This is a genomic window from Streptomyces fuscigenes (assembly GCF_021556455.1).
Lineage (GTDB): Bacteria > Actinomycetota > Actinomycetes > Streptomycetales > Streptomycetaceae > Streptomyces > Streptomyces fuscigenes.
The window spans coordinates 1-21,308 of the sequence record NZ_JAKGCV010000050.1 but is presented as its reverse complement, the minus strand read 5'-3'; the positions used below and the strand labels follow the sequence as shown (position 1 = coordinate 21,308).

At 72.3% G+C, this 21,308-nt stretch carries 16 protein-coding genes, 2 pseudogenes and 1 riboswitch; of the genes and pseudogenes, 4 read left to right on the top strand and 14 right to left on the bottom strand.

Annotated features, from left to right (window positions below; genetic code table 11):
* The 4 genes and pseudogenes from L1885_RS07825 to L1885_RS07810 form a co-directional block, all read right to left on the bottom strand.
* Positions 1-92 (bottom strand): annotated as a pseudogene (locus L1885_RS07825) (ABC transporter permease); the annotation flags it as partial.
* Positions 93-258: 166 nt separating this feature from the next.
* Positions 259-807 (bottom strand): annotated as a pseudogene (locus L1885_RS07820) (NAD-dependent epimerase/dehydratase family protein); the annotation flags it as partial.
* Positions 808-926: 119 nt separating this feature from the next.
* Positions 927-1,766 (bottom strand): bifunctional 5,10-methylenetetrahydrofolate dehydrogenase/5,10-methenyltetrahydrofolate cyclohydrolase, encoded by an 840-nt coding sequence (locus tag L1885_RS07815; protein ID WP_235796274.1) that lies wholly within the window; start codon positions 1,764-1,766, stop codon positions 927-929.
* Positions 1,767-1,892: 126 nt separating this feature from the next.
* Positions 1,893-1,984, bottom strand: a riboswitch (ZMP/ZTP riboswitch).
* 199 nt (positions 1,985-2,183) lie between these two features.
* Positions 2,184-3,227 (bottom strand): GNAT family N-acetyltransferase, encoded by a 1,044-nt coding sequence (locus L1885_RS07810; RefSeq protein WP_235796272.1) that lies wholly within the window; start codon positions 3,225-3,227, stop codon positions 2,184-2,186.
* Between the two features lie 234 nt (positions 3,228-3,461).
* Between L1885_RS07810 and L1885_RS07805 the strand changes: the two genes are divergently transcribed.
* The 3 genes from L1885_RS07805 to L1885_RS07795 all read left to right on the top strand — a co-directional run bounded on the left by L1885_RS07805 (position 3,462) and on the right by L1885_RS07795 (position 7,658).
* Positions 3,462-4,580, top strand: a complete 1,119-nt coding sequence (locus L1885_RS07805; RefSeq protein WP_235796271.1) for an ABC transporter substrate-binding protein — start codon at positions 3,462-3,464, stop codon at positions 4,578-4,580.
* A gap of 89 nt (positions 4,581-4,669) precedes the next feature.
* Complete coding sequence (locus L1885_RS07800; protein WP_235796270.1) at positions 4,670-6,427, top strand: ABC transporter permease; 1,758 nt, start codon at positions 4,670-4,672, stop codon at positions 6,425-6,427.
* Positions 6,428-6,491: 64 nt separating this feature from the next.
* Positions 6,492-7,658 carry an ABC transporter ATP-binding protein gene (locus L1885_RS07795; protein ID WP_235796269.1) on the top strand — a complete coding sequence of 389 codons (1,167 nt, stop codon included), beginning with the start codon at positions 6,492-6,494 and terminating at the stop codon, positions 7,656-7,658.
* Between the two features lie 62 nt (positions 7,659-7,720).
* Here L1885_RS07795 and mnmA read toward each other — a convergent pair whose 3' ends face one another.
* Positions 7,721-8,854, bottom strand: coding sequence for a tRNA 2-thiouridine(34) synthase MnmA (gene mnmA / locus L1885_RS07790; RefSeq protein WP_235796267.1), 1,134 nt, complete (start codon positions 8,852-8,854; stop codon positions 7,721-7,723).
* Positions 8,855-8,936: 82 nt separating this feature from the next.
* Between mnmA and L1885_RS07785 the strand changes: the two genes are divergently transcribed.
* Positions 8,937-9,614 carry an N-acetylmuramoyl-L-alanine amidase gene (locus tag L1885_RS07785; RefSeq protein ID WP_235796266.1) on the top strand — a complete coding sequence of 226 codons (678 nt, stop codon included), beginning with the start codon at positions 8,937-8,939 and terminating at the stop codon, positions 9,612-9,614.
* 126 nt (positions 9,615-9,740) lie between these two features.
* Here the strand turns inward: L1885_RS07785 and L1885_RS07780 are convergent, their stop codons facing one another.
* The 9 genes from L1885_RS07780 to L1885_RS07740 all read right to left on the bottom strand — a co-directional run bounded on the left by L1885_RS07780 (position 9,741) and on the right by L1885_RS07740 (position 20,828).
* Entirely contained in the window at positions 9,741-11,153 is a 1,413-nt protein-coding gene (locus L1885_RS07780) for a DUF2252 domain-containing protein (RefSeq protein ID WP_235796273.1), read from the bottom strand.
* A 157-nt stretch (positions 11,154-11,310) separates the two neighbouring features.
* Positions 11,311-12,474: a cysteine desulfurase family protein gene (locus tag L1885_RS07775; protein WP_235796264.1), complete on the bottom strand. Its 1,164-nt coding sequence runs from the start codon at positions 12,472-12,474 to the stop codon at positions 11,311-11,313.
* 146 nt (positions 12,475-12,620) lie between these two features.
* Positions 12,621-13,463, bottom strand: a complete 843-nt coding sequence (locus L1885_RS07770) for a thioesterase family protein (RefSeq protein WP_235796263.1) — start codon at positions 13,461-13,463, stop codon at positions 12,621-12,623.
* Between the two features lie 127 nt (positions 13,464-13,590).
* Positions 13,591-14,250 carry a trimeric intracellular cation channel family protein gene (locus L1885_RS07765; protein ID WP_235796262.1) on the bottom strand — a complete coding sequence of 220 codons (660 nt, stop codon included), beginning with the start codon at positions 14,248-14,250 and terminating at the stop codon, positions 13,591-13,593.
* A gap of 70 nt (positions 14,251-14,320) precedes the next feature.
* Positions 14,321-15,763 carry a dipeptide ABC transporter ATP-binding protein gene (locus L1885_RS07760; protein WP_235796261.1) on the bottom strand — a complete coding sequence of 481 codons (1,443 nt, stop codon included), beginning with the start codon at positions 15,761-15,763 and terminating at the stop codon, positions 14,321-14,323.
* On the bottom strand, positions 15,760-16,902 hold the full coding sequence (locus L1885_RS07755; RefSeq protein WP_235796260.1) for an ABC transporter ATP-binding protein: 1,143 nt from the start codon (positions 16,900-16,902) through the stop codon (positions 15,760-15,762). The genes L1885_RS07760 and L1885_RS07755 overlap by 4 nt, the downstream gene beginning before the upstream one ends.
* On the bottom strand, positions 16,899-17,909 hold the full coding sequence (locus tag L1885_RS07750; RefSeq protein ID WP_235796259.1) for an ABC transporter permease: 1,011 nt from the start codon (positions 17,907-17,909) through the stop codon (positions 16,899-16,901). Before L1885_RS07750 ends, L1885_RS07755 begins: the two co-directional genes overlap by 4 nt.
* Before the next feature lie 118 nt (positions 17,910-18,027).
* Entirely contained in the window at positions 18,028-19,785 is a 1,758-nt protein-coding gene (locus L1885_RS07745; RefSeq protein WP_235796258.1) for an ABC transporter substrate-binding protein, read from the bottom strand.
* Positions 19,786-19,829: 44 nt separating this feature from the next.
* Positions 19,830-20,828 carry an ABC transporter permease gene (locus tag L1885_RS07740; protein ID WP_235796257.1) on the bottom strand — a complete coding sequence of 333 codons (999 nt, stop codon included), beginning with the start codon at positions 20,826-20,828 and terminating at the stop codon, positions 19,830-19,832.
* Positions 20,829-21,308: the final 480 nt, after the last annotated feature.

Below are 21,308 nucleotides of genomic sequence, written 5' to 3'. Positions count from 1 at the left end.
GCCTGCACGGTGGCCGAGAAGGGGTTCCACTCGGCGATGTGCCGCAGCCAGGGCGTCATGCCCTGGGTCGAGACGAACGCGTTGGACACGAACGGCAGGCCGGCCGTCACCGCGCCGCCGAGCCGGATCTCCACCAGCGCCTCCCCGCCGGCCGCCCGTGCGGTCAGCTCGGCGCAGAGCCGGTCCGCGTCGCCCGCCGCGAGCGGGCCCGGCACGCGCGTCCACGACCTGGACCGGCTGGTCCGGGTCGGCCGGCAGCGCCACCCGGCCGCCCGCCGCGGCCCTGCGGACCCAGTACGTGAAGGAGTCCGACGTGTCGTGCGGCCCGACGACGACGCCCGGCCGGACGACGGCCGCCCGCCTGCCGTACCGGGCGACGACGTCGTCCTCGCAGGCCGCTTTGAGCCGTCCGTACGTCTCGTTGTCCAGCACCTCCGTGTCCCGCAGCGGCTCCTTGCGCGGGGTGTCCTCGTCCGCGCCGGGGCCCGCGTAGACGGCGTTGGACGAGATGAAGAGGTAGCGCCGGGCCAGGCCCTCCAGCGCGTCCATGGCTCCCGCCACATGGCGCGGGACGTAGCCGCTGACGTCCACGACGGCGTCCCACGCGGTCCCCCGGCCGTCCGCCCCCGCGCGCAGCGCCGTGTAGTCGTCGCCGTCGCGGTCCCCGACGAGCCGCGGCACGCCCGGGAACAGGTCCACGCCCGTCCTGCCCCGCCCGAACAGCGTGACGTCGTGGCCCTGTTCGAGGGCGTCCGCCACGATCGCCCGTCCGACGAAGGCCGTTCCGCCGAGAATCAGTAGTCGCATGGGCACGAGACTAGGGCTCCGGCCCCCGGAACCCACGGGCCCCGGATCCGAGGAGCCGCGGATCCTGGGGCCCCGGACCCGGAGGCCCCGGCTCCCCCGCGGCCCCCGGGCCGGCGCGCTCAGCCGGCGGCCGGTCCGATCCCCGTCACCGCGGCCCGCACCGTCTGGGAGAGCAGGACCGCGATCGTCATCGGGCCGACGCCGCCCGGCACCGGTGTGATCAGGCTCGCGCGCTCCCGCGCGCCGTCGAAGTCGACGTCGCCGACGTTGCCCTCGTTGTACCCGGCGTCGACCACGACCGCGCCGGGCTTGATGTCCTCGCCCCGGATGAAGCGGGGGCGGCCGACCGCGGCGATCAGGACGTCCGCCTCGCGCACGTGGGCCGCGAGGTCCTTCGTGCGGGAGTGGCAGTAGGTGACCGTCGCGTCGCGGCCGAGCAGCAGCATGCCGGCGGGCTTGCCGAGGATGGCGCTGCGCCCGACGACCACCGCGTGCTTGCCCGCGAGGTCCACGTCGTACGCGTCCAGCAGCCGCATGATCCCGCCGGGCGTGCAGGACGCGAAGCCGGGCAGGCCGAAGCCCATCGCGGCGAACGAGTGCATGGTCACGCCGTCGACGTCCTTGCCCGGCGCGATGGCCTCGAAGGCGGCCCGCTCGTCGATGTGGTGGCCCATCGGGTGCTGGAGCAGGATGCCGTGGACCGAGGGGTCCTCGGACAGGCCCGTGACGGTGTCGACGAGTTCGGCGGTGGAGACCGTCGCGGGCAGCGCCACGTGACGGGACTCGATGCCTGCCTTCGCGCAGCGGTTGCGCTTCATCCGCACGTACGTGACGGATGCCGGGTCCTCGCCCACGAGCACGGTCGCGAGGCATGGTGCGGCCCCCGTCCGCGCGGTGAAGTCGGCGGCGGTGGCGGCGGCCTCCGCGACGATCGTGCGGGCTAGCGCGGTGCCGTCCATCAGGCGGGCGCCGCCGCCGGCCGGGGAGGCGGTGACGGGGGCGGGGCATTCCTGGGCGGTGCGGGCGGTGTCGGTCACGGTGCTTCTCCCTGGGCTGGTGCGGCTGCGTTCGCGGTGGTCGCGTCACGGCTTCGCCCAGGCGCACGGCAGGGGCAGCTGGTGCTGCCGGGCCGCTCCCCGGTGGTGATCCACCTCAAGCGCCAGTCACGGCCCGCCGCCCAGGATACGGGGTGCCCCCGGGGTCCGTCGTGCCTGTTCCTGCCGCTCCCCGGGGGCACGGGCTCGGTCGGTGCCGGTCGGCCCGGCGGGAGCGGGCCCGGGGGTGGCTCGGTCGATGCCCGTCGGCCCGGCGGGAGCAGGCCCGGGGCCGGCTCGGCCGGCCGGTCCTCCCGGGCCCGCGTCTCTCCGCCGGGGTCCTCAGGACTGCCAGGTCAGGTCGAGCTGCCGTTGGAACGTCGCGTAGCCGGCGCGCTCGAAGGCCCGCGCCATCGGGGTGTTGCCGACATCGGTGGAGGCGCGGATGCGCGGGGCGCCGGCCGCCGCGAGGACGCGGGTGCCCTCGCCGAGGATGTCCGAGACGAGGCCGGCCCCGCGGTGGGCGGGCAGGACGCCGATGTACGCGATGATCGGCCCGTACGCGTTGCGCGCGGGGACGACGAAACCCACCGGCTCGCCGTCCGGGAGCGTGGCGGTCCGCCACCACTCCCGCGGGCTCGCGTACCGGGCGAGTTCGCCGTCGTACTGCTCCTCGGCGCAGCGCCGCGGCGCCTTGCCTGCCAGTTCCTGTCGGCTGTGCGCGTCGAGCGTGCCGTCCAGCACCGCGGCCATCAGCTCCACGAACTCCGCGCGCGGGCCGGCCGGGCGGAAGGAGAGCCGGTCCGAGGGGGCCGGCACCCGGCCCGCGCCCGGCTGCCACTGCAGGCGCAGCCGCTCCACCAGCGGGCGGGCGCCGGTCAGTTCGAGGGCCGCCACGCGTTCGCGGACGGCACGGGACTCGGCGGGGTCGGCGCGCCAGCCGGGCGAGAGGAACCTGCTGCAACCGGGCAGGCGGGCGCTGCCGCCCGGCCCCGGGAACAGCCGGGCCGTCGCGGCGCGCAGCAGCGCGGCGCCCACCTCCACCCGCGCGGCCGCCGAGGCCTCGCCCGCGGTCCCGGACACGGGCACGGCGTCCGGCACGCTGTCGACAGTTCCCCGGCCCCCGGGGCCTTCGGGCCTTTCGAATCCTTCCGGGACTTCGGGGTCCTCGAGGTCGAAGACGTCGAGAAGGAGCGGCTCGTCCCCGGCGGCGCGCGCCCACCAGGCGGCCCGCGCCACCACACGCCCCTCCCGCAGCGCGACCCACATCCACGGCAGGCGCCGCCGCCCGGCCGCCAGGTCGGCGTCGATCTCCTCGTTGAGCGTGTACGGCAGGGAGCGGAAGAGGTCCAGCTCCGAGGCGTCGCGCAGGGGCCGTATCGTCACGGCGGACGAGGGCGGCAGGTCGGTCGAGTCGGACGGGACGGGCGGGAGGGGTGAATCGGGCAGGGCAGGCACGGTTTCCCTTCGGGACGAGGAACCTCGTTGTATCCGGCAGCGGCCTCGCGCCTCAACTGCTTTGCGCGCGGGCCCTTCCCGCCACAAAGGTCCAATGGTATTACTGTCGGCACACAGCGTCCTGAAGGTGACCGAAAGGAACCGGCAGTGCGGACCCGGCTCATGAGCGCCGCAGGCGCCTTCTCCCTCCTTCTGCTGGCCGGTTGCGGCGCGGGCGCGGCCGACGACGGGCGCATCGGCGCCGCGGTCGTCGTCTCCTCGCAGGCCCAGAAGGTGTACGACGAGATCCAGGCGCAGCCCCCGGCGCGCCAGCGCGCGAAGGCCGTCCAACTGGCGAAGGAGGAAGGGCGGCTGGAGGTCTACACCTCGCTCACCGACGACGTCGCGAACGCCGTCGACAAGGCCTTCCACCGGCAGTTCCCGGGGATCAGGATCTCCATGTTCCGGGGCAACTCGGAGACGATCCTCCAGCGAATCCTCCAGGAGTCGCAGGCGCGCAAGCTGGGCGCCGACGCCGTCGAGTCCGACTTCCTGGAGATGTCCTCACTGGACGGCCAGAAGGCCCTGGCCCACTACACCGGTCCCGGGCAGGCGCGCGTGGCCGCCTCCAGCCGGTTCCCGGACTGGACCGCCGACCGCTTCAACGTCTTCCTGCCCGCGTGGAACACCGATCTCGTGAAACCGGCCGATGTGCCCCGCAGTTGGGAGGCCCTGGCGGACTCCCGCTACAAGGGGAGGATCACGCTGGAGCCGACCGACAGCGACTGGTACGAGAACGTCACCCACTACTGGCTGACCCACGGCAGGTCGCAGGCCCAGGTGGACCGGTTGTGGCGGCGCATCGTGGCGAACTCCCACGTCACCAAGGGCCACACCACGATCATGGCGCTGCTCGGCGCCGGCCAGACCCCGCTCGACTCGATGAACTACACGTACATCACGGAGCAGGCCCGCCTGAAGGGCGCGCCCGTCGACTACCGGCTGCCCGACGGGACGAGCCCGCTGCCCGCCTTCGCTCGGCCCAACGGGGTCGGGATGCTGCGGGGCGCCCAGCATCCCGCGGCGGCCTGGCTGTTCTACGACTGGATGCTGCACGAGGGCCAGAAGGTGCTGGTGTCGCTGCATCTGACACCGTCGACGAAGGTCCCGGGCGACACGAGCCTGGCGGGCGTGCACCTGGCGCCGTTCGACGTGAAGGGCCTCACCGACCCGTCGACCGACTGGGACAAGAAGTACGACGAACAGCTCCGCGGCGTCGCGTCCGCGAAGGGCACCGGCTGATCCCGCCCGCCCGTCCGTACCCCGGCCGGAGCGTGTGCGGACGTCCCGTCCGAGCCGTGCCGGCCCCGCCCGCCACGTGAGGTGATCCCGTGACCACCACGACCAGACCCCCGGCGCCGACCCTCCCGTCCGTGCCCCGGCCGCGTCCGCTCGCCCGGCTGCGCGACCGGTTCAACCTCCAAGTCCTCGTCGTCGGCGGCGCGATGGTCGTCGTCGGCTACCTCGCCGTCGTGCCCGTCGGCTTCCTGCTGCACGACACGTTCATCGGCAGTCGCAGCGAGCTGTCCTTCCGCGCCTTCGGGCGCGCGTACGGGGCGGGCTCGCAGGCGGGCACGATGATGCTCAACTCGCTCGCCTTCGCCTTCGGTTCGGCGGCGTTCGCGCTGGTCGTCGGGGCGACGCTCGCCTACCTCCAGGTGCGCACGGACATCCCGTTCAAGGGGCTGCTGTTCGCCGCCTCGCTCGTCCCGCTGATCGTGCCCGGCATCCTCTACGCGGCCGCCTGGATCTTTCTCGGGGACCCGTCCATCGGTCTCGTCAACACCCTCGTCTTCAAGCCGGTGCTGGGCGCGAGCCCGGTCAACGTGTATTCGCTGTGGGGCATGATCTGGGTCCAGGGGCTGCACCTGGCGCCCGTGGCCTTCTTGCTGATGACGTCGGCGTTCCGGGGCATGGACCCGTCTCTGGAGGAGTCGGCCGCCATGTCCGGCGCGTCGCGCCGCACGGTCCTGCGCCGGGTCACACTGCCCCTGCTGCGGCCGGCGCTGGTCTCGGCCGCGCTGCTGATGTTCGTGCAGTCGCTGGAGAGCTTCGAGGTGCCGGGCCTGCTCGGGCTGCAGAACGGCATCTACGTCTTCACCTCGCGCATCTACTTCGTCCTGCGGGCCTTTCCCGCGGACTACGGCAGCGCGGGCGCCTACGCGGTGGGGCTGCTGGTCATCGCGGCGGCCGGGGTGCTGCTCTCGTCGTGGCTGCAGCGCCGCGGCGGCCACGCGACGGTCACCGGCAAGGCGTTCCGCCCGCAGCAGATCGAGCTCGGCCGGGCCCGGCCCTGGGTCGGCGCCGGCGTCGTCCTGTACTTCGCGGTCACGGTCGTCCTGCCGGTGGGCGTGCTGGTGTACGCCTCGCTGCTCAGGTCGTACGCGCAGCCCTCCCTGAAGGCGCTGCGCGGGATGTCCCTGCACAACTACGGCGAGGTCCTGCGCCTGCCGATCGCGGTGACCGCGCTGAAGAACTCGGTGCTGCTCGGCGTCGGCGCCGCGACCGTCGTGATGTTCCTCGCGGCCGTCGTGTCGTGGGCGGTGGTGCGCACCCGCATCCCCGGCCGGCGCCTGCTGGACCTGCTCGCCTTCACCCCGATCGTCATTCCGGGCCTGGTGCTGGGGCTCGCGCTGTCGTTCGTGTACCTGCGGGTCCCGCTGCCGATCTACGGGACGCTGGGCATCCTGCTGATCTCCTACTGCACCCGCTACCTGCCCTACGGGATGCGGTACGCGTCCACCGCGATGACGCAGATGTCGAAAGAGCTGGAGGAGTCCGCGACGGTCTTCGGCGCCTCCTGGTGGCAGACGTTCCGGCGCATCCTCGTGCCGCTGGCCAGCAGCGGCCTCGTCGCCGGGTGGATCTACATCCTGGTGGTGTCCTTCCGGGAGCTGTCGAGCACGATCCTGCTCTACAGCCCGGGCACCGAGGTGCTGTCGGTGCTGATCTGGGAGCAGTTCGAGAACGGGCAGCTCACCACGCTCGCGGCGATCGGCGTGCTGATGGTGGCGCTGCTCGTGGTCCTCGTCCTGGTCGCCCACCGGCTCGGTGCCCGCTTCGGCCTGCAGTCCGACTCCTCCCGGTAGCCCCGCGGGCGCCGGACCGTGCCGGCGTCCGCCACCAACGCTCCAACGGCCAAAAGGACCCGACATGTTGACTGTGAACAACCTGGTGAAGAGCTACGGCGGTGCCGGTCGCGGGCGGCGCCGGGGCGGCCGCGCCGCACAGGAGCCGGCGCCCCCGCGGCCGGCGGACGGCGCCCGCGTGTTCGCCGTGGGCGGCGTCAGTTTCGAGGTCCAGGACGGTGAACTGTTCACCCTGCTGGGCCCGTCGGGATGCGGCAAGACCACCACGCTGCGCTCCGTGGCGGGGCTGGAGCGGCCGGACGGCGGCACGATCGCGCTGTCCGAGCGCGTGCTGTTCGACGCGGCGCGCGGCGTCGACGTGCCCGCGAACCGGCGCGAGCTGGGCATGGTCTTCCAGTCGTACGCGATCTGGCCGCACATGACCGTCGCCAGGAACGTGTCGTTCCCGCTCGACATCCTCCCCTCGTCCCGTCGTCCCGCGAAGGACGAGATCGGCCGCAGGGTGCGCCGGATGCTGGAGGTGACCGAACTCGGCTCCTACGCGGACCGCGCCGCGACGAAGCTGTCCGGCGGCCAGCAGCAGCGGCTCGCCCTCGCCCGGGCGCTGGTCATCCAGCCGGAGCTGATGCTGCTCGACGAGCCGCTGTCGAACCTCGACGCGAAGCTGCGCGAGTCCATGCGCTTCGAACTGAAGCGCCTTCAGCGCGAGTTGGGCCTCACCGCCATCTACGTCACGCACGACCAGTCCGAGGCCCTGGTCATGTCGAGCCGGATCGCCGTGATGAACGAGGGCCGGGTGGAGCAGATCGGCAAGCCGCGCGACGTCTACACCCGGCCGGCCACCAGGTTCGTCGCCGAGTTCATCGGCACGTCCAACTTCCTGGAGGGCGTGGTCGCGTCGGCCGGCGGCGGCGAGGTGTGCGTGGACACCGCCGACGGCCGCCTCGTGTGCCGGGGCGCCACGGCCCCGCCCGCCGTCGGCTCCCCGGTGCTGCTGTCGGTGCGCCCCGAGGCCCTCTCGCTGGCCACCGATCCGCATCCGGACGCGGTCAACCAGTGGTCGGGCGAGGTCATGAACCGGGCGTTCATGGGCGACGCCGTGGACCACGTCGTACGGGTCGGGGCGCTGGAGATCCGCATCCGCTGCCACCCGACGCAGTCCCTCGAACCCGGGACGCGGGTGCATCTGGCCGCGGACCCGGACAAGGTCACGCTGGTGCCCACCGCCTGAGGGCGCGGTGCGCGGCCACGAGGCCGGCCCCACCCGCGCCCGCCGGCTCCGGCGGCGCCGTGTCAGCCCGCCGTCGCGGCCAGGTCGCGGCGCCGCGTCGTCGCGATCGTCGCGGAGCCGACCACGCGCGTCCCGTCGTACAGCACGATCGCCTGGCCCGGTGCGACGCCCCGCACCGGCTCGGAGAAGGACACGTGCAGGGTGCCGTCCACGAGCTCGGCCGTCGCCGGGGACTCGCCGCCGTGCGCGCGCAGCTGCGCCGTGTAGGCGCCGGGGCCGGCGGGCGCGGTCCCGCACCAGCGCGGCCTGATCGCGGTGAGGCCGGTCACGTCGAGGGCGGCGGCGGGGCCCACGGTGACCGTGTTGTCGACCGGGGAGATGTCCAGCACGTAGCGCGGCTTGCCGTCGGGCGCCGGGTGCCCGATGCGCAGGCCCTTGCGCTGGCCGATGGTGAAGCCGAAGGCGCCGTCGTGCGTGCCGACCTTCGCGCCGGACTCGTCGACGATGTCGCCCTCGGCCGCGCCGAGGCGGCGGGCCAGGAAGCCCTGCGTGTCGCCGTCCGCGATGAAGCAGATGTCGTGGCTGTCGGGCTTCTTCGCCACCGCGAGGCCCCGGCGCTCGGCCTCGGCCCGGATCTCGTCCTTGGTGGTGAGGGTGTCGCCGAGGGGGAACATGGCGTGCGCGAGCTGCCGCTCGTCCAGGACGCCGAGGACGTAGGACTGGTCCTTGGCCATGTCGCTGGCCCGGTGCAGCTCGCGGCTGCCGTCGTCGCGGGTGGCGACCGTCGCGTAGTGGCCCGTGCACACCGCGTCGAAGCCGAGCGCGAGCGCCTTGTCCAGCAGGGCGGCGAACTTGATCTTCTCGTTGCAGCGCAGGCACGGGTTGGGCGTGCGCCCGGCCTCGTACTCCGCGACGAAGTCCTCGACGACGTCCTCGCGGAAGCGTTCGGCCAGGTCCCACACGTAGAACGGGATGCCGATGACGTCGGCCGCGCGGCGCGCGTCGCGCGAGTCCTCGATGGTGCAGCAGCCGCGCGCGCCGGTGCGGAACGACTGGGGATTGGCGGACAGGGCCAGGTGCACACCGGTCACGTCGTGCCCCGCTTCTGCGGCACGCGCGGCGGCGACGGCGGAGTCGACCCCGCCCGACATGGCGGCGAGGACACGGAGGGGGCGGCGCTGCGAGTTGTCAGTCATAGCGCATCCAGAGTACGTGCCCCGGAAGGGCGGCCGGCCTCCCCGGGGAACACGGCCCCCGCGCGGGAGCGTTCTGAGGGGCATGGGACGGACGACACCCGCCGCCCGGGGCGGCAAGGGCGCGACCCCGGGCCGCCGCGCGGTGCTGATCGGCGGCGGTCTGGCGCTGCTGGGCGGTGCGATCGCGCTGGGCGAGGAGCTCTCCCGTTCCGGCCCGGCGGGGCCGACCCGGCCGCGCACGCCCGGCGGCTCCGACTTCGCGGACGCGCGCTGGGTCGCGGCGTCCACGGCGAACTACCGGGTGGCGGACCGGCCGGTGGACTTCGCGGTGGAGATGGTGGTCATCCATGTGACCCAGGCCGACTACGCGACGACGGTCCGCCTCTTCGAGGACCCGCGCCACGAGGCGGCCTCGCACTACGTGGTCCGGCAGAACGGGCAGGTCACGCAGATGATCAGGGAGCTGGACGTGGCGTTCCACGCCGGCAACCGCTGGTACAACAACCACAGCGTCGGCATCGAGCACGAGGGGTTCGTGACGCGGCCGCAGGACTTCACCGACGCCATGTACGCGCAGTCGGCGCGGCTGACCGCGGACGTGTGCCACCGCTACCGCATACCGGTGGACCGGCGGCACATCATCGGCCACGTGGAGGTGCCGGGCACCGACCACACCGACCCGGGCCGGTACTGGGACTGGCCGCGCTACATGAAGCTGGTCGGCGAGGCGATGGGTTCGGCGGGCAGGACGCGCGTCTGAGCCCCCGGCGGCCCGGCGCTCTGCGAGGCCCCCCGTCCTCCGGTGCGGGCTGCCAGGCCCCCGGTGGCCCCGCCCCTCCCCGCGGGCCGCGTGCCCCCGCCGCCGGCTGCCGCTCCCCGCCGCCCCTCAGGCCGCGTCCGCGGCCGGCAGGCGTCCGTCGCGCACGGCCTTCACGAGCGCCCGGTGGTCCTCCTCGGTGCGGTCCGCGTACAGCTCGGCGAACGCGGCGACGGCACGGTCGAACACGTCCCCGCGGCCCAGGTACGCGGCGATCGCGATGCGGTCGCCCGACCTGGCGTGCGCGCGGGCGAGCGTGGCGCCGCAGACCTGCCCGAAGGCGCGCAGCCCGCGCGGCTCCATGTCGGCGGGCCGGGCGATGCCCTTCCAGTCGTGCAGTTGGCGGACGTAGAAGTCGCGCCGCTTCCCGTCGAAGCCGGTGGCCCGGTCCCAGCCGAGGAAGATGTCCCCGAACGCCTGCATCAGCCGCTGGCCGGCGACCACCCGGTGCCCCTGGTTGTCGTAGCGGCTCTCGCCCGTGTACGCCTCCAGCACGGACCGGTCCGCCTCCTTGGCCTGGAGGATCAGCGGGTCGCCGTCGTCGCGCCCGAGCAGCAGGACGACCCAGCAGCGGGTGCCGACGCTGCCGACGCCGACGGCCTTGCGTGCCATGTCGACGACGCGGTACTGCCGCAGCAGGTGCCTGCGGTCGGGCGGCAGGCTGCGCGCGTAGCCGCTGACGAGGCCCCGCAGCAGGCGCTCGACGCCGTCCCGCTCCGCGTCGCGCACGAAGTCGGCGAGCGGCACGACCAGCGGGGGATCCGCGACGAACCGGCGCTCGCCGTCCACGCGCTCGGTGAGCTTCTCGTACGCCGTGAGGTTGTCCCGGCCGCGGGCCTTCGTCAGGGCGCGCGAGACCTGGTGCGCGCCGCGCGTGCCGAGCCTGCGGTCGGCGAGCGCCGCGATGTCCTCGACCTCGCCGTGCGCGTACCAGACGTCCAGGTTCCCGAGCCCGGCGAAGTAGCGCATGCGGGTGCGGTACGAGGCGACGGCGGTGCGCACGACCGCCGCGCGCTCCGCGTCGTCGAAGCCGTTCTCGCGGCCCGCGAGCACGAGGCTGGCGGCCAGCCGCTTGACGTCCCACTCCCAGGGGCCGGGCAGCGTCTCGTCGAAGTCGTTGATGTCGAAGACGAGTCGCCGCTCGGGCGAGGCGAGCAGGCGGAAGTTCAGCAGGTGCGCGTCGCCGCACAGCTGGACCGCGAGCCCGGTGTCCGGGGTGCCCGCCAGGTCCATCGCCATCAGCGCCGCCGCGCCGCGGTAGAAACGGAACGGCGACTCGGCCATCCTCGCGTACCGCACCGGCACGAGGTCCTGCGCGCGCGTCGCGGACTGCTCCTCGAGCACGTCGAGCGGGTCCGGCCGGTGCGCGGCGGGGTGGAAGGCGGCGTGGGCGGAGCGTGGCGCCGCCTTGCGGGCCGCCCGCCCGCGCTCGGCCCGCTCGCGCGGGGTCGCCTCCACGGCCTTCTCGTCGGTGCCGTCCACAAGCCGCACGGAGGCCTCCCGTTGTCGTGGCGGGTCCCCGAGACCGTCTCCTCATTGTCCTGCGCGGACGGCTCGACTGCCTGCGGAGGGCGGGGCCGCACCGGCACCGATCCGGGGGGAGGCGCCGGGGGGCCGGGCCGCGCGGGACCCCGGCGGCTCAGCTCAGACCGGCGCCCCGGGCCCGCTCGACGGCCGGGCCGATCGCGTCGGCCACGGCGGCCACGTCGGCGGCCGTCGACGTGTGGCCGAGGGAGAAGCGCAGCGTGCCGCGCGCGAGGTCGGGGTCCTGGCCCGTGGCGAGGACGACGTGGCTCGGCTGGGCGATGCCCGCGGTGCAGGCCGATCCGGTGGAGCACTCGATGCCCTGGGCGTCGAGGAGCAGCAGCAGCGAGTCGCCCTCGCAGCCGGGGAACGAGAAGTGCGCGTTCGCGGGCAGCCGGTCCTCGGGGTCGCCGCCGAGCACCGCGTCGGGCACGGCCTTGCGCACGGCGTCGATCAGGTCGTCGCGCAGGGCGCCGATGTCGCGGGCGAAGGCCTCGCGCCGCTCGGCCGCCAGCGTCGCGGCGACGGCGAAGGAGGCGATGGCGGGCACGTCGAGCGTGCCGGAGCGGACCTGCCGCTCCTGGCCGCCGCCGTGCAGCACGGGCACCGGGGCGTGGTCCCGGCCGAGCAGCAGGGCGCCGATGCCGTACGGCCCGCCGATCTTGTGACCGGAGACGGTCATGGCGGCGCAGCCGGACGCGCCGAAGTCCAGGCCGGTCTGCCCGAACGCCTGGACCGCGTCGGAGTGCAGCGGGATGCCGTACTCGCGGGCCACCTCGGCGAGCCGCGGGACGGGCAGCAGCGTGCCGATCTCGTTGTTGGCCCACATCACGGTGACGAGGGCGACGTCGTCCGGGTCGCGCTCGATGGCCTCGCGCAGCGCCTCGGGCGCGACGCGGCCGTACCGGTCGACGGGCAGGTACTCGACGGTGGCGCCCTCGTGCTCGCCGAGCCAGTCGACGGTGTCCAGGACCGCGTGGTGCTCGACGGGGCTCGACAGGACGCGGGTCCTGGCCGGGTCGGCGGCGCGCCGGGCCCAGTACAGGCCCTTGATCGCCAGGTTGTCCGCCTCGGTGCCGCCGGCGGTGAAGACGATCTCGCTGGGCCGCGCGCCGAGGGCGGCCCCCAGGGCCTCCCGGGCCTCCTCGACCGTGCGCCGGGCGCGGCGGCCCGACGCGTGCAGCGAGGAGGCGTTGCCGGTGAGGCCGAGCTGCGCGGTCATCGCCTCGACGGCCTCCGGGAGCATCGGAGTGGTCGCGGCGTGGTCGAGGTATGCCATGGTGCCCTGATTCTACGAGCCGGGGAACGCTGCACACGCATCGGTACCCAGCGAACCGGCGGCACACTCCGCTTCCGTCCGCCCGATCCGCGGCCGGGCGGACGCGCCGTCCGGCGCCCGGGGCGGGGGGCCGCCCGCCGGGGCCGTCAGTCCCCGGGGCGCGGGGCCCGGGCCAGCTGGCGGGACTGGGCGACCAGCCGGTCCGCGCTGTCCCACACCTCGGCGTCCTCCTCCAGGAAGCCGCCCGCCAGGTTGCGCGTGGCGAGCGTCACGCGCAGGGGGCCGGGAGCGGGCCTGGCCCGCACGTGCACGGTGAGTTCGACGGTCGGCGTCCAGCCGGCGATGCCGAGGTCGAAGGCGGCGGGCGGCAGGGCGTCCACGGCGAGCAGCAGGGACAGGGGGTCCGGTTCACGGCCGTCCGCGAGGGCGAACCAGCCGCGCAGCTCGCCGTTGCCGGTCGGCTTTCCGACCGCCCAGCCGCTGGTGGCGGGGTCCATGCGGACGTTCAGGCGGCGCAGCAGGGTCGAGTCGCCGAAGGCGTCGGTGGGTCCGTCGGAGCTGCCGAAGCACTCCTCGAACGGGGGCAGGACGGGCGGCTTCGCGCTGGTGCGCACGTCGTCCGTCAGGGCGTCCAGGTCGCCGTACGTGGCGAGGACACGCACCCGCTCGACCTCGCTGCCGTCCTCGGCGAACTGCACGAGCGCGGCCTGGCCCGTGGACACGGTCCTGCCGGTGCGCACGACCTCGGTCCTGATCTCGGCGCGGCCGGGACGCGACGGGGTCAGGAAGTGGGCCGAGACGGTGAAGGGGTCGGGGTGCGGCAGCGCGGAGCGCAGGGCGCGGCCCACGAGCGCGAGGACGTAGCCGCCGTTGAGGGCGTGGAGGATCGACCAGCCGGGTGACAGCTCCGCGGCGTGGAGTCCGGGCGAGAGCGGGGTCACAGCGGTGTCGCGGTCGAACTCGCTGCCCCCGGTGGATACCTGTGCCATGGGTCCTACCGTACCGCCCCTTACTGAACGGTCGCTTAGGCCCTTTCCGGCCCCGGCGCGCACCGTGGGACGTTCGCCGGGGCGAGATGCCGCCCCCGCTCGGCACCGGGGCGTGGCCGCGCCGGGCCTACGGCTCCTCCGTCGCCTCCGACCTGCGGCGCCACGCGCGCGGGGCGCGCCAGTGGTAGCGCATGGCCAGCAAACGCACCAGGAAGGCCACCAGGGCGGCGAGCGTGCCGGTGAGGGCGTTGAAGGCGCCGAAGTGGACGCACACCGCGGTCAGGGCGGCGCCGACGATGGCGGGGACCGCGTACAGGTCGCGGTCCCAGCGCAGCAGCGAGGGGACCTCGTTGGCGAGGACGTCGCGCAGGACGCCGCCGCCGACGGCGGTGGCCGTGCCGAGCGCCGCGGACGCGGTCAGGCCGAGCCCGTACTCGTACGCCTTGGTGGTGCCGGTCACGCAGAACAGCCCGAGGCCGGCCGCGTCGAACACGTAGACGCCCGCCTGGATCCGTTCGACCTGGGGGTGCAGGAAGAAGACCAGCGCGGTCGCGACGAACGGTGTGACGAAGTACCCGAGGTCGGTGAACGCGGACGGCGGCACCGCCCCGATCATCAGGTCGCGGAAGAGCCCCCCGCCGAGCGCCGTCACCTCGGCCAGCACCGCCATGCCGAAGACGTCGAAGTTCTTGCGGACGGCGAGCAGGGCCCCGGATATCGCGAAGACGAAGATCCCGACGAGGTCGAGCGAGTGCTGGACGGAGGGCCTGAACAGTTCGACTACCACCCGGCAATTCTGCCGGGTGCGCGCAGGCGGCCCCCCGCCGCACCTCGGCGGCGGGGGGCCGGCCCGCGCGTCAGTCCTCGGAGGACCCGGCCGCGTCGTCGCCCGAAGGCTTCGCGGCGGGCTCGTCCGCGGGCTTCGCGGCGGGCTTCTCCGTGTCGGCCTTCGCGGCGGGCTCCTCCGTGTCGGGCTTCGCGGCGGGCTCCTCCGCGTCGGGCTTCGCGGCGGCCTTCTCCGGCTCACCGGCCGGAGCCTTCTCCGCGGCCTTCGCCGGCTCCGCCTTCGCCGCGGCCTCCGCCTGCGGCGCGGACTTCTGCTCCGGCACCGCCGCGGTCTTCGCCCCGGGCGCCTCCGCGGCCGCCGGCTTCGCCTCGACCGCCTTCGCCTCGGCCGGCTTCGCGTCGACCGGCTTCGCCTCCGCGACCTTCGCGGGCGCGTCGAGCAGCTTCACCGTGTCCTGCGGCTGCTGGTCCGGCGCGTTCTCCGGGTGGTGGCAGGCCGTGCTGTGCCCCGGAGCGAGCTGGATCAGCGGCGGCTCCGTCGTCCTGCACACCTCCGTCGCCTTCCAGCACCGCGTGTGGAAGCGGCAGCCGCTGGGCGGCGAGATCGGCGAGGGCACGTCGCCCTTGAGCAGGATGCGGTCGCTCTTGCCGCCGCGCCGCTTCGGGTCGGGCACCGGGACGGCGGACAGGAGCGCCTTGGTGTACGGGTGCATCGGCGAGGCGTAGAGCGCGTCGCGGTCCGCGATCTCCACGATCTTGCCGAGGTACATCACCGCGATGCGGTCCGAGACGTGCCGGATGACGGACAGGTCGTGCGCGATGATCACGTACGTGAGCCCGAGCTCGTCCTGGAGGTCGTCCAGCAGGTTCACGACCTGCGCCTGGATCGACACGTCGAGCGCGGACACCGGCTCGTCCGCCACGACGAGCTTCGGCTTGAGCGCGAGCGCGCGGGCGATGCCGATGCGCTGGCGCTGGCCGCCGGAGAACTCGTGCGGGTAGCGGTTGTAGTGCTCGGGGTTGAGCCCCACCAGCTCCAGCAGCCGCTGGACCTCCTTCTTCACGCCGCCGTCGGGCGTGACGCCCTGGAGCCTGAAGGGGGTGGCGACGATGCCGCCGATGGTGTGGCGCGGGTTCAGCGAGCCGTACGGGTCCTGGAAGATCATCTGCACGTCGCGGCGCATCGGCCGCATCTGCCCGGTGGACATGTGCGTGATGTCGCGGCCCTCGAACTCGACCGTGCCGCCGGTCGGCTCCAGCAGGCGGGTGACCAGGCGGCCCATCGTCGACTTGCCGCAGCCGGACTCGCCGACCACGCCCAGGGTCTCGCCGGGGCGCACGTCGAAGGAGAGCCCGTCGACTGCCTTGACCGCGCCGACCTTGCGCTTCAGCAGACCCTTGGTGATCGGGAAGTGCTTGGCCAGGTCGGTGACCCGCAGCAGCGGCTCGGGTGAGGAGTTCGGCGCCGCGGCGGCCGGCGCCGCGTTCGTCTCCTGCTTCGTCGGTTCACTCACAGCTTCGGCGCAATCTCTTCGATCCAGATCTTCTCGCGCTGCTCGCGTGTCATGTGGCACGCGGAGAAGTGGTCGCCGCCCGCCGAGCGCAGTTCGGGCCGCTCGGTGCGGGTGATGTTGTCGGCGGGTATGTCGGCGTACGGGCAGCGGGGGTGGAAGGCGCAGCCGGAGGGGACGTTGATGAGGCTGGGCGGCGACCCCTTGACCGGCACGAGCCGGTCCGTCTGCTCGCGGTCGATGCGCGGCATCGAGCCCAGCAGGCCCCAGGTGTAGGGGTGCTGGGGCTGCTCGAAGACCTTGTCGGACGCGCCGCGCTCGATGCACCGGCCCGCGTACATGACGAGCAGGCGGTCCGCGATCTCGGCGACGACGCCGAGGTCGTGGGTGATGATGACGACCGCGGAGCCGAACTCCTTCTGCAGGTCGCGGATCAGGTCGAGGATCTGCGCCTGGACGGTCACGTCGAGGGCGGTCGTCGGCTCGTCCGCGATGAGCAGCTGCGGGTTGTTGACCAGTGCCATCGCGATCATGGCGCGCTGGCGCATGCCGCCGGAGAACTGGTGCGGGTAGTCGCTGAAGCGGCGGGCCGGCTCGGGGATGCCCACGCGGTCGAGCATCTCGATGGCGCGCTTCTTCGCGGCCTTCTTGTCGACCTTGTTGTGGACGCGGTAGGCCTCCACGATCTGCGCGCCGACCGTGTAGTACGGGTGGAGCGCGGACAGCGGGTCCTGGAAGATCATGGCCATCTTCTGGCCGCGGAGCTCGCGCACCCGCTGCTTGTCGGCGGAGATCAGCTCCTCGCCGTCGAGCCAGATCTCACCGGAGATCCGGGCCCGGTCGGAGGTGTGCAGCCCCATCACGCCGAGCGACGTGACGGACTTGCCGGAGCCGGACTCGCCGACGATGCCCAGGGTCTCGCCGGCCTTGAGGTCGAAGCTGACGCCGTCGACGGACTTGACCAGGCCGTCGTCCGTGTCGAAGTGGATCCGCAGGTCGCGCACGGAGAGGAACTCCCGGGCGCCGTCCGACGGCGCGGCCTCGGGAGCCACGGACGCCTCCGGAGCCACGGACGCCTCCGTGCTCTTTTCGGCCGCGGCCCCGGTGGCCTTCTCGGTGGCGTCCTTGTGCGTGTCGCTCATGAGAGCCTCACCCGGGGGTCGATCGCGGCGTACACGAGGTCCACCAGCAGATTGCAGACAACGATGAAGAAGGCGGTCAGCAGGGTCACGCCCATGACGATCGGCAGGTCGTTGCCGGTGACGCCCTGGATGGCGTAGGCGCCGAGGCCCTGGAAGGAGAAGACCGACTCGGTGATGACGGCGCCGCCGAGCAGCAGCGCGAAGTCCATGCCGAAGATGGTGATGAGCGGCGTCAGGGCGGAGCGCAGGCCGTGCTTGATGACGACCCTCCGCTCCACGAGGCCCTTGGCCCGCGCGGTCCTGATGTAGTCCTCGCTCATCGTCTCGAGCATCCCGGCCCGGGTGAGCCGGGCGTACAGGGCCGAGTAGAGGAAGGCGAGCGAGACCCACGGCAGGATCAGGTTCCAGGCCCACTCACCGGGGTTCTGGGTGAACGGGACGTACTGGACGTTCCAGATCTGCAGCCAGTTGAAGCTGAAGAGGGCCAGCAGCGCGAGGCCGGTGAAGAACATCGGGAGCGAGACGCCCATGAGCGAGATGCCCATGGCGAGGCGGTCCCAGATCGAGCCCCGCTTGAGCGCCGACAGGATGCCGGTCGCGATGCCCGTGACCAGCCAGATGACCGCCGCGCCGATGGCGAGCGAGAAGGTGATCGGGGCACGCTGCTCGATCTGCGGCCACACCGCGGTGTGGGTCTTGAAGGAGTAGCCGAAGCAGGGCGCGGAGCAGTGCGCGGGGTCGGGGCCGAACTTGTAGTCGGCGCCGGCGACGAGGCCCTTGATGAAGTGCCAGTACTGCTCGTAGATCGGCTGGTCGAGTCCCAGGTTCTTGATGACGGCCTTGATCACCGTCGGGTCCGGGCTCTTGCCGACGTACTGGGCCGCCATCGAGTCGATGGTCTGCCCGGCAGCACGGGGAAGGAGATAGAAGATCGCGAACGTGACTGCGCTGACCACCAGCAGCAGCAATACCGCGGCGAAGACGCGTCGGATGATGTACGCAGCCACAGCCGTGCGGCGTCGGACCGGCGGGACCGGGTGGATCCGGCCGGGCCGACGCCTTCACCTGCCTTTCAGGAAATGCTTCGGAGACCCCGGGGGAGCGGTGACTCCCCCGGGACCGTTCCTACTTGGTCGAGGTCAGGGTCGTGTAGTCGTACATACCGAGGTACGCGGAAGCCACCTCGACGTTGCCCGCCGACGTCGGCCGGAAGAGCAGGTTCTTCTTGTAGAACAGCGGGACGATCGAAGCCTGCTTCATGATCATCTGGTCGATCTTGCCCCACTCGGCGTTGCGCTGGGTGGTGTCGACCGTCGCGATGGCCTTGTCGAACTCGGCGTTGATCGCCGGGTCGTTCAGCTCCGAGAGGTTCGTGCCACCGGAGGGCTTGATGGCCCGGCCGTCGGCGATCTGGTCGAGGTAGCCGTAGCCGGTCGGCCAGTCGGCGCCCCACGCCATCATCATCATGCCGGCGCTGTTCTTGTGGACCCAGTCCGGGACGCCCGCGAAGTCCGTGAAGTACTTGCCGGAGGGGAAGGTCTTGATGCTGGCGTTGATGCCGACCTTCTTCAGCGACTCCTGGAGCTGCGTGGCGGCCTGGACCTCGTCGGGACGGTCGGAGCGCGCGGTCAGCGTGGTGGAGAAGCCCTTCGGCTTGCCGCACTTGGCCAGGTATTCCTTGGCCTTGGCAACGTCGCCCTTGTTGCCGGCCGACGGGTACGTGTCGTTCTTCTGGTACCCGGCGACGGTCGGCGGGATGACGGTCGTCGCGGGGGAACCCTTGACGTTGCCGCCGACGGCGTCGACCATGCCGGCCTTGTTCGTCGCGTACTGCACGGCGATGCGGCAGTTGACGTTGTCGAACGGCTTGACCTTGTTGTCCAGCGCCAGGTACTGCGTGACGCCGGCGTACGGGTTGTCCGTCTGCGCCTTCAGCTTCGGGTTGACCAGGAGCTTGGGCTGGGTCTTCGAGGCGACGCCGGTGCCCTGGATGTCGACGGTGGAGTCGTCGTTGATCAGGTGCTCGTCGATCGTCGTCTGGTTGACGTTGTACTTGAGGTTGATCTTGTCCGGCAGTGCCTTGCGGATCGGGTCGGTCTTCGGGTCCCACTGCGGGTTGCGCACGAAGGTCGCGCCCGTGCTCTCGTTGAAGGACGAGAACTTGTAGGGGCCGGACGACTGGATCGCCTGCTGGTACGAGGCGCCCTTGTCGAACTTCTGCTCCACCGGGGCGGTCTGCGAGAACGTCGCCAGGTAGTTCATGTCGGCGAACGGCTTGCTCAGGTGGAAGACGATCGTGTACGGGTCCGGAGTCTCGATCGACTTCAGGCCGTCGGGCGACTTGTCCTTGTAGGGACCCTTGTACTTGCTGTCGTCCGCGAGGTACGTCTTGAAGTACGTCGGACCGTTGGACAGGGCCTCGGGCGCGAAGTTGCTGCGCTCGATGCCGTACTTGATGTCCTTGGTCGTGATCTCCGTGCCGTCCTGGAACTTCAGACCCTTGCGGATGTGGTAGGTCCAGGTCTTGGCGTCGGCGCTGCCGGTGCCGGGGCCCGTCGCGAGGTCGGGGACGACCGACAGGTTGTCCGTGCCCGGGGAGGGCTTGAACGTCAGCAGCGTACGGGCGTACAGGCGCGAGAAGTTCTGCACCCAGCCGTAGTACGTGTTGCCCGGGTCGAGCGAGTCGGGCGCGTTGGAGATCTCCGCCGTGACCGTCCCGCCCTTCTTGGACGTCGCGTTGGCGACAGCGTTGATGCCCTGGTCGGCCTTGGCCGACCCGCCCCCGCTGCTGTTGTCGCTGGAACCCCCGCCACCGCAGGCCGAGGCCCCGAGTCCCAGCGCGAGCAGCGCGGAGATCGACGCGACCGTCTTTCTCTTGTTCATCGTGAGGATTGCCCCCTCAGTAGTCCGACGCGGCACGGCCGCTCTTACTTGCCACGGGGGTCGAGAGCGTCACGCAGCCCGTCCCCCAGCAGATTGAAGGCCAGAACGGTGATGAAGATCGCTACACCGGGGATGACCATGAACATCGGGTCGACCTGGTAGAGGTCGGTGGCCTGGTTGAGCATGCCGCCCCACGAGGACTGCGGCGGTTCGATGCCGACGCCCAGGTAGCTGAGGGATGCCTCGAACAGGATGTTGGTCGGGATGAGCAGCGTGGCGTACACGAGGATCGGCGCGACCAGGTTCGGCAGCAGCTCCCTGAACAGGATGAACGCGCCGCGGGCACCGAGCGACCGGGACGCCTCCACGAACTCGCGCTCGCGCAGCGACAGCGTCTGCGCCCGCACGATGCGGCCCATGTACGGCCAGTTGAAGAAACCGATCACGAAGATCAGTACCGCGATCCGCAGTGTGAGGCCGCTCAGGCCGAACGCGTTGCCCTGCAGTGTGGCCGAGATCGAGATCGCGAACAGCAGCAGCGGGAAGGCCAGGAACGTGTCCATGACGCGGCTGATCGCGCTGTCGACCCAGCCGCCGTAGAAGCCGGCCACGACGCCCATGATCACACCGATCACGACGGACAGCAGTGTGGCACCGCCCGCGACCAGCAGGGACACCCAGGAGCCGTCCAGGATGCGGGCGAGGATGTCACGCCCCGTCTGCGGTTCGACACCGAGCGGATGGTGCCAACTGATCCCACCGAAAGCGCCCTTGGGGGCGAGCAGTGTCGGATCGACCAGGCTCTGGTGGAAGGCTTCGGGATCGAGGCCGAACACGGCCTGGATCGGCTTCGACAGGATGGCGACGAGAATCAGGAGCACCACGACGACACCGCCGGTCATCGCGACCTTGTCCCGCTTGAGGCGGGTCCAGGCGATGCGGCCGAGCGAACGCCCCTCGATCTGCTTGCTCCCGGCGCCCGCGAGGACCGCCTCCGGCTGCGCACTCGCAGCAGACTCGGTGGTCTCTATTGGTGCCGTCATTGCGCTGGAGACCCCTCTTCTCGGCCGTTGGTGTCCGGCCCACGACCGCCGCCATGGCGGAACTACGCCGCTGTGGCGGCCGATTCACTGATCAGCTTCTGATCATCATGATGCATGTGGCCCGTCCCGGTGACCGAGCGGGGGCCGGTCCGGGACAGAGCAAGGATCGCTTCCGCAGGGACGGGCTCACCCACCCTGGGTTCACGTGCTGGTGGGAGTCTTCTGCGAGTGCCGGATCACCCGCCAGCCCCCAAGGGGAATGGTTGCCCAACCGTGATGCATCGCGCAGGGTCCCGTTATGCGGACGCTCAGTACTGCTGAGCGGATCTTCCGGACATCCCTGCCCAGGTCAACTGCCGTGCGGCGGGCGGGCGCGGGGACTCGGACAGACGTTCCGCGGCGGCCCCGGCGGGGGCGTGCGGGGCCTTGCGGGGGCGGGCGCGCACGCAACTCGGCCGCGCGCGGCGGGCATCCGGTGCG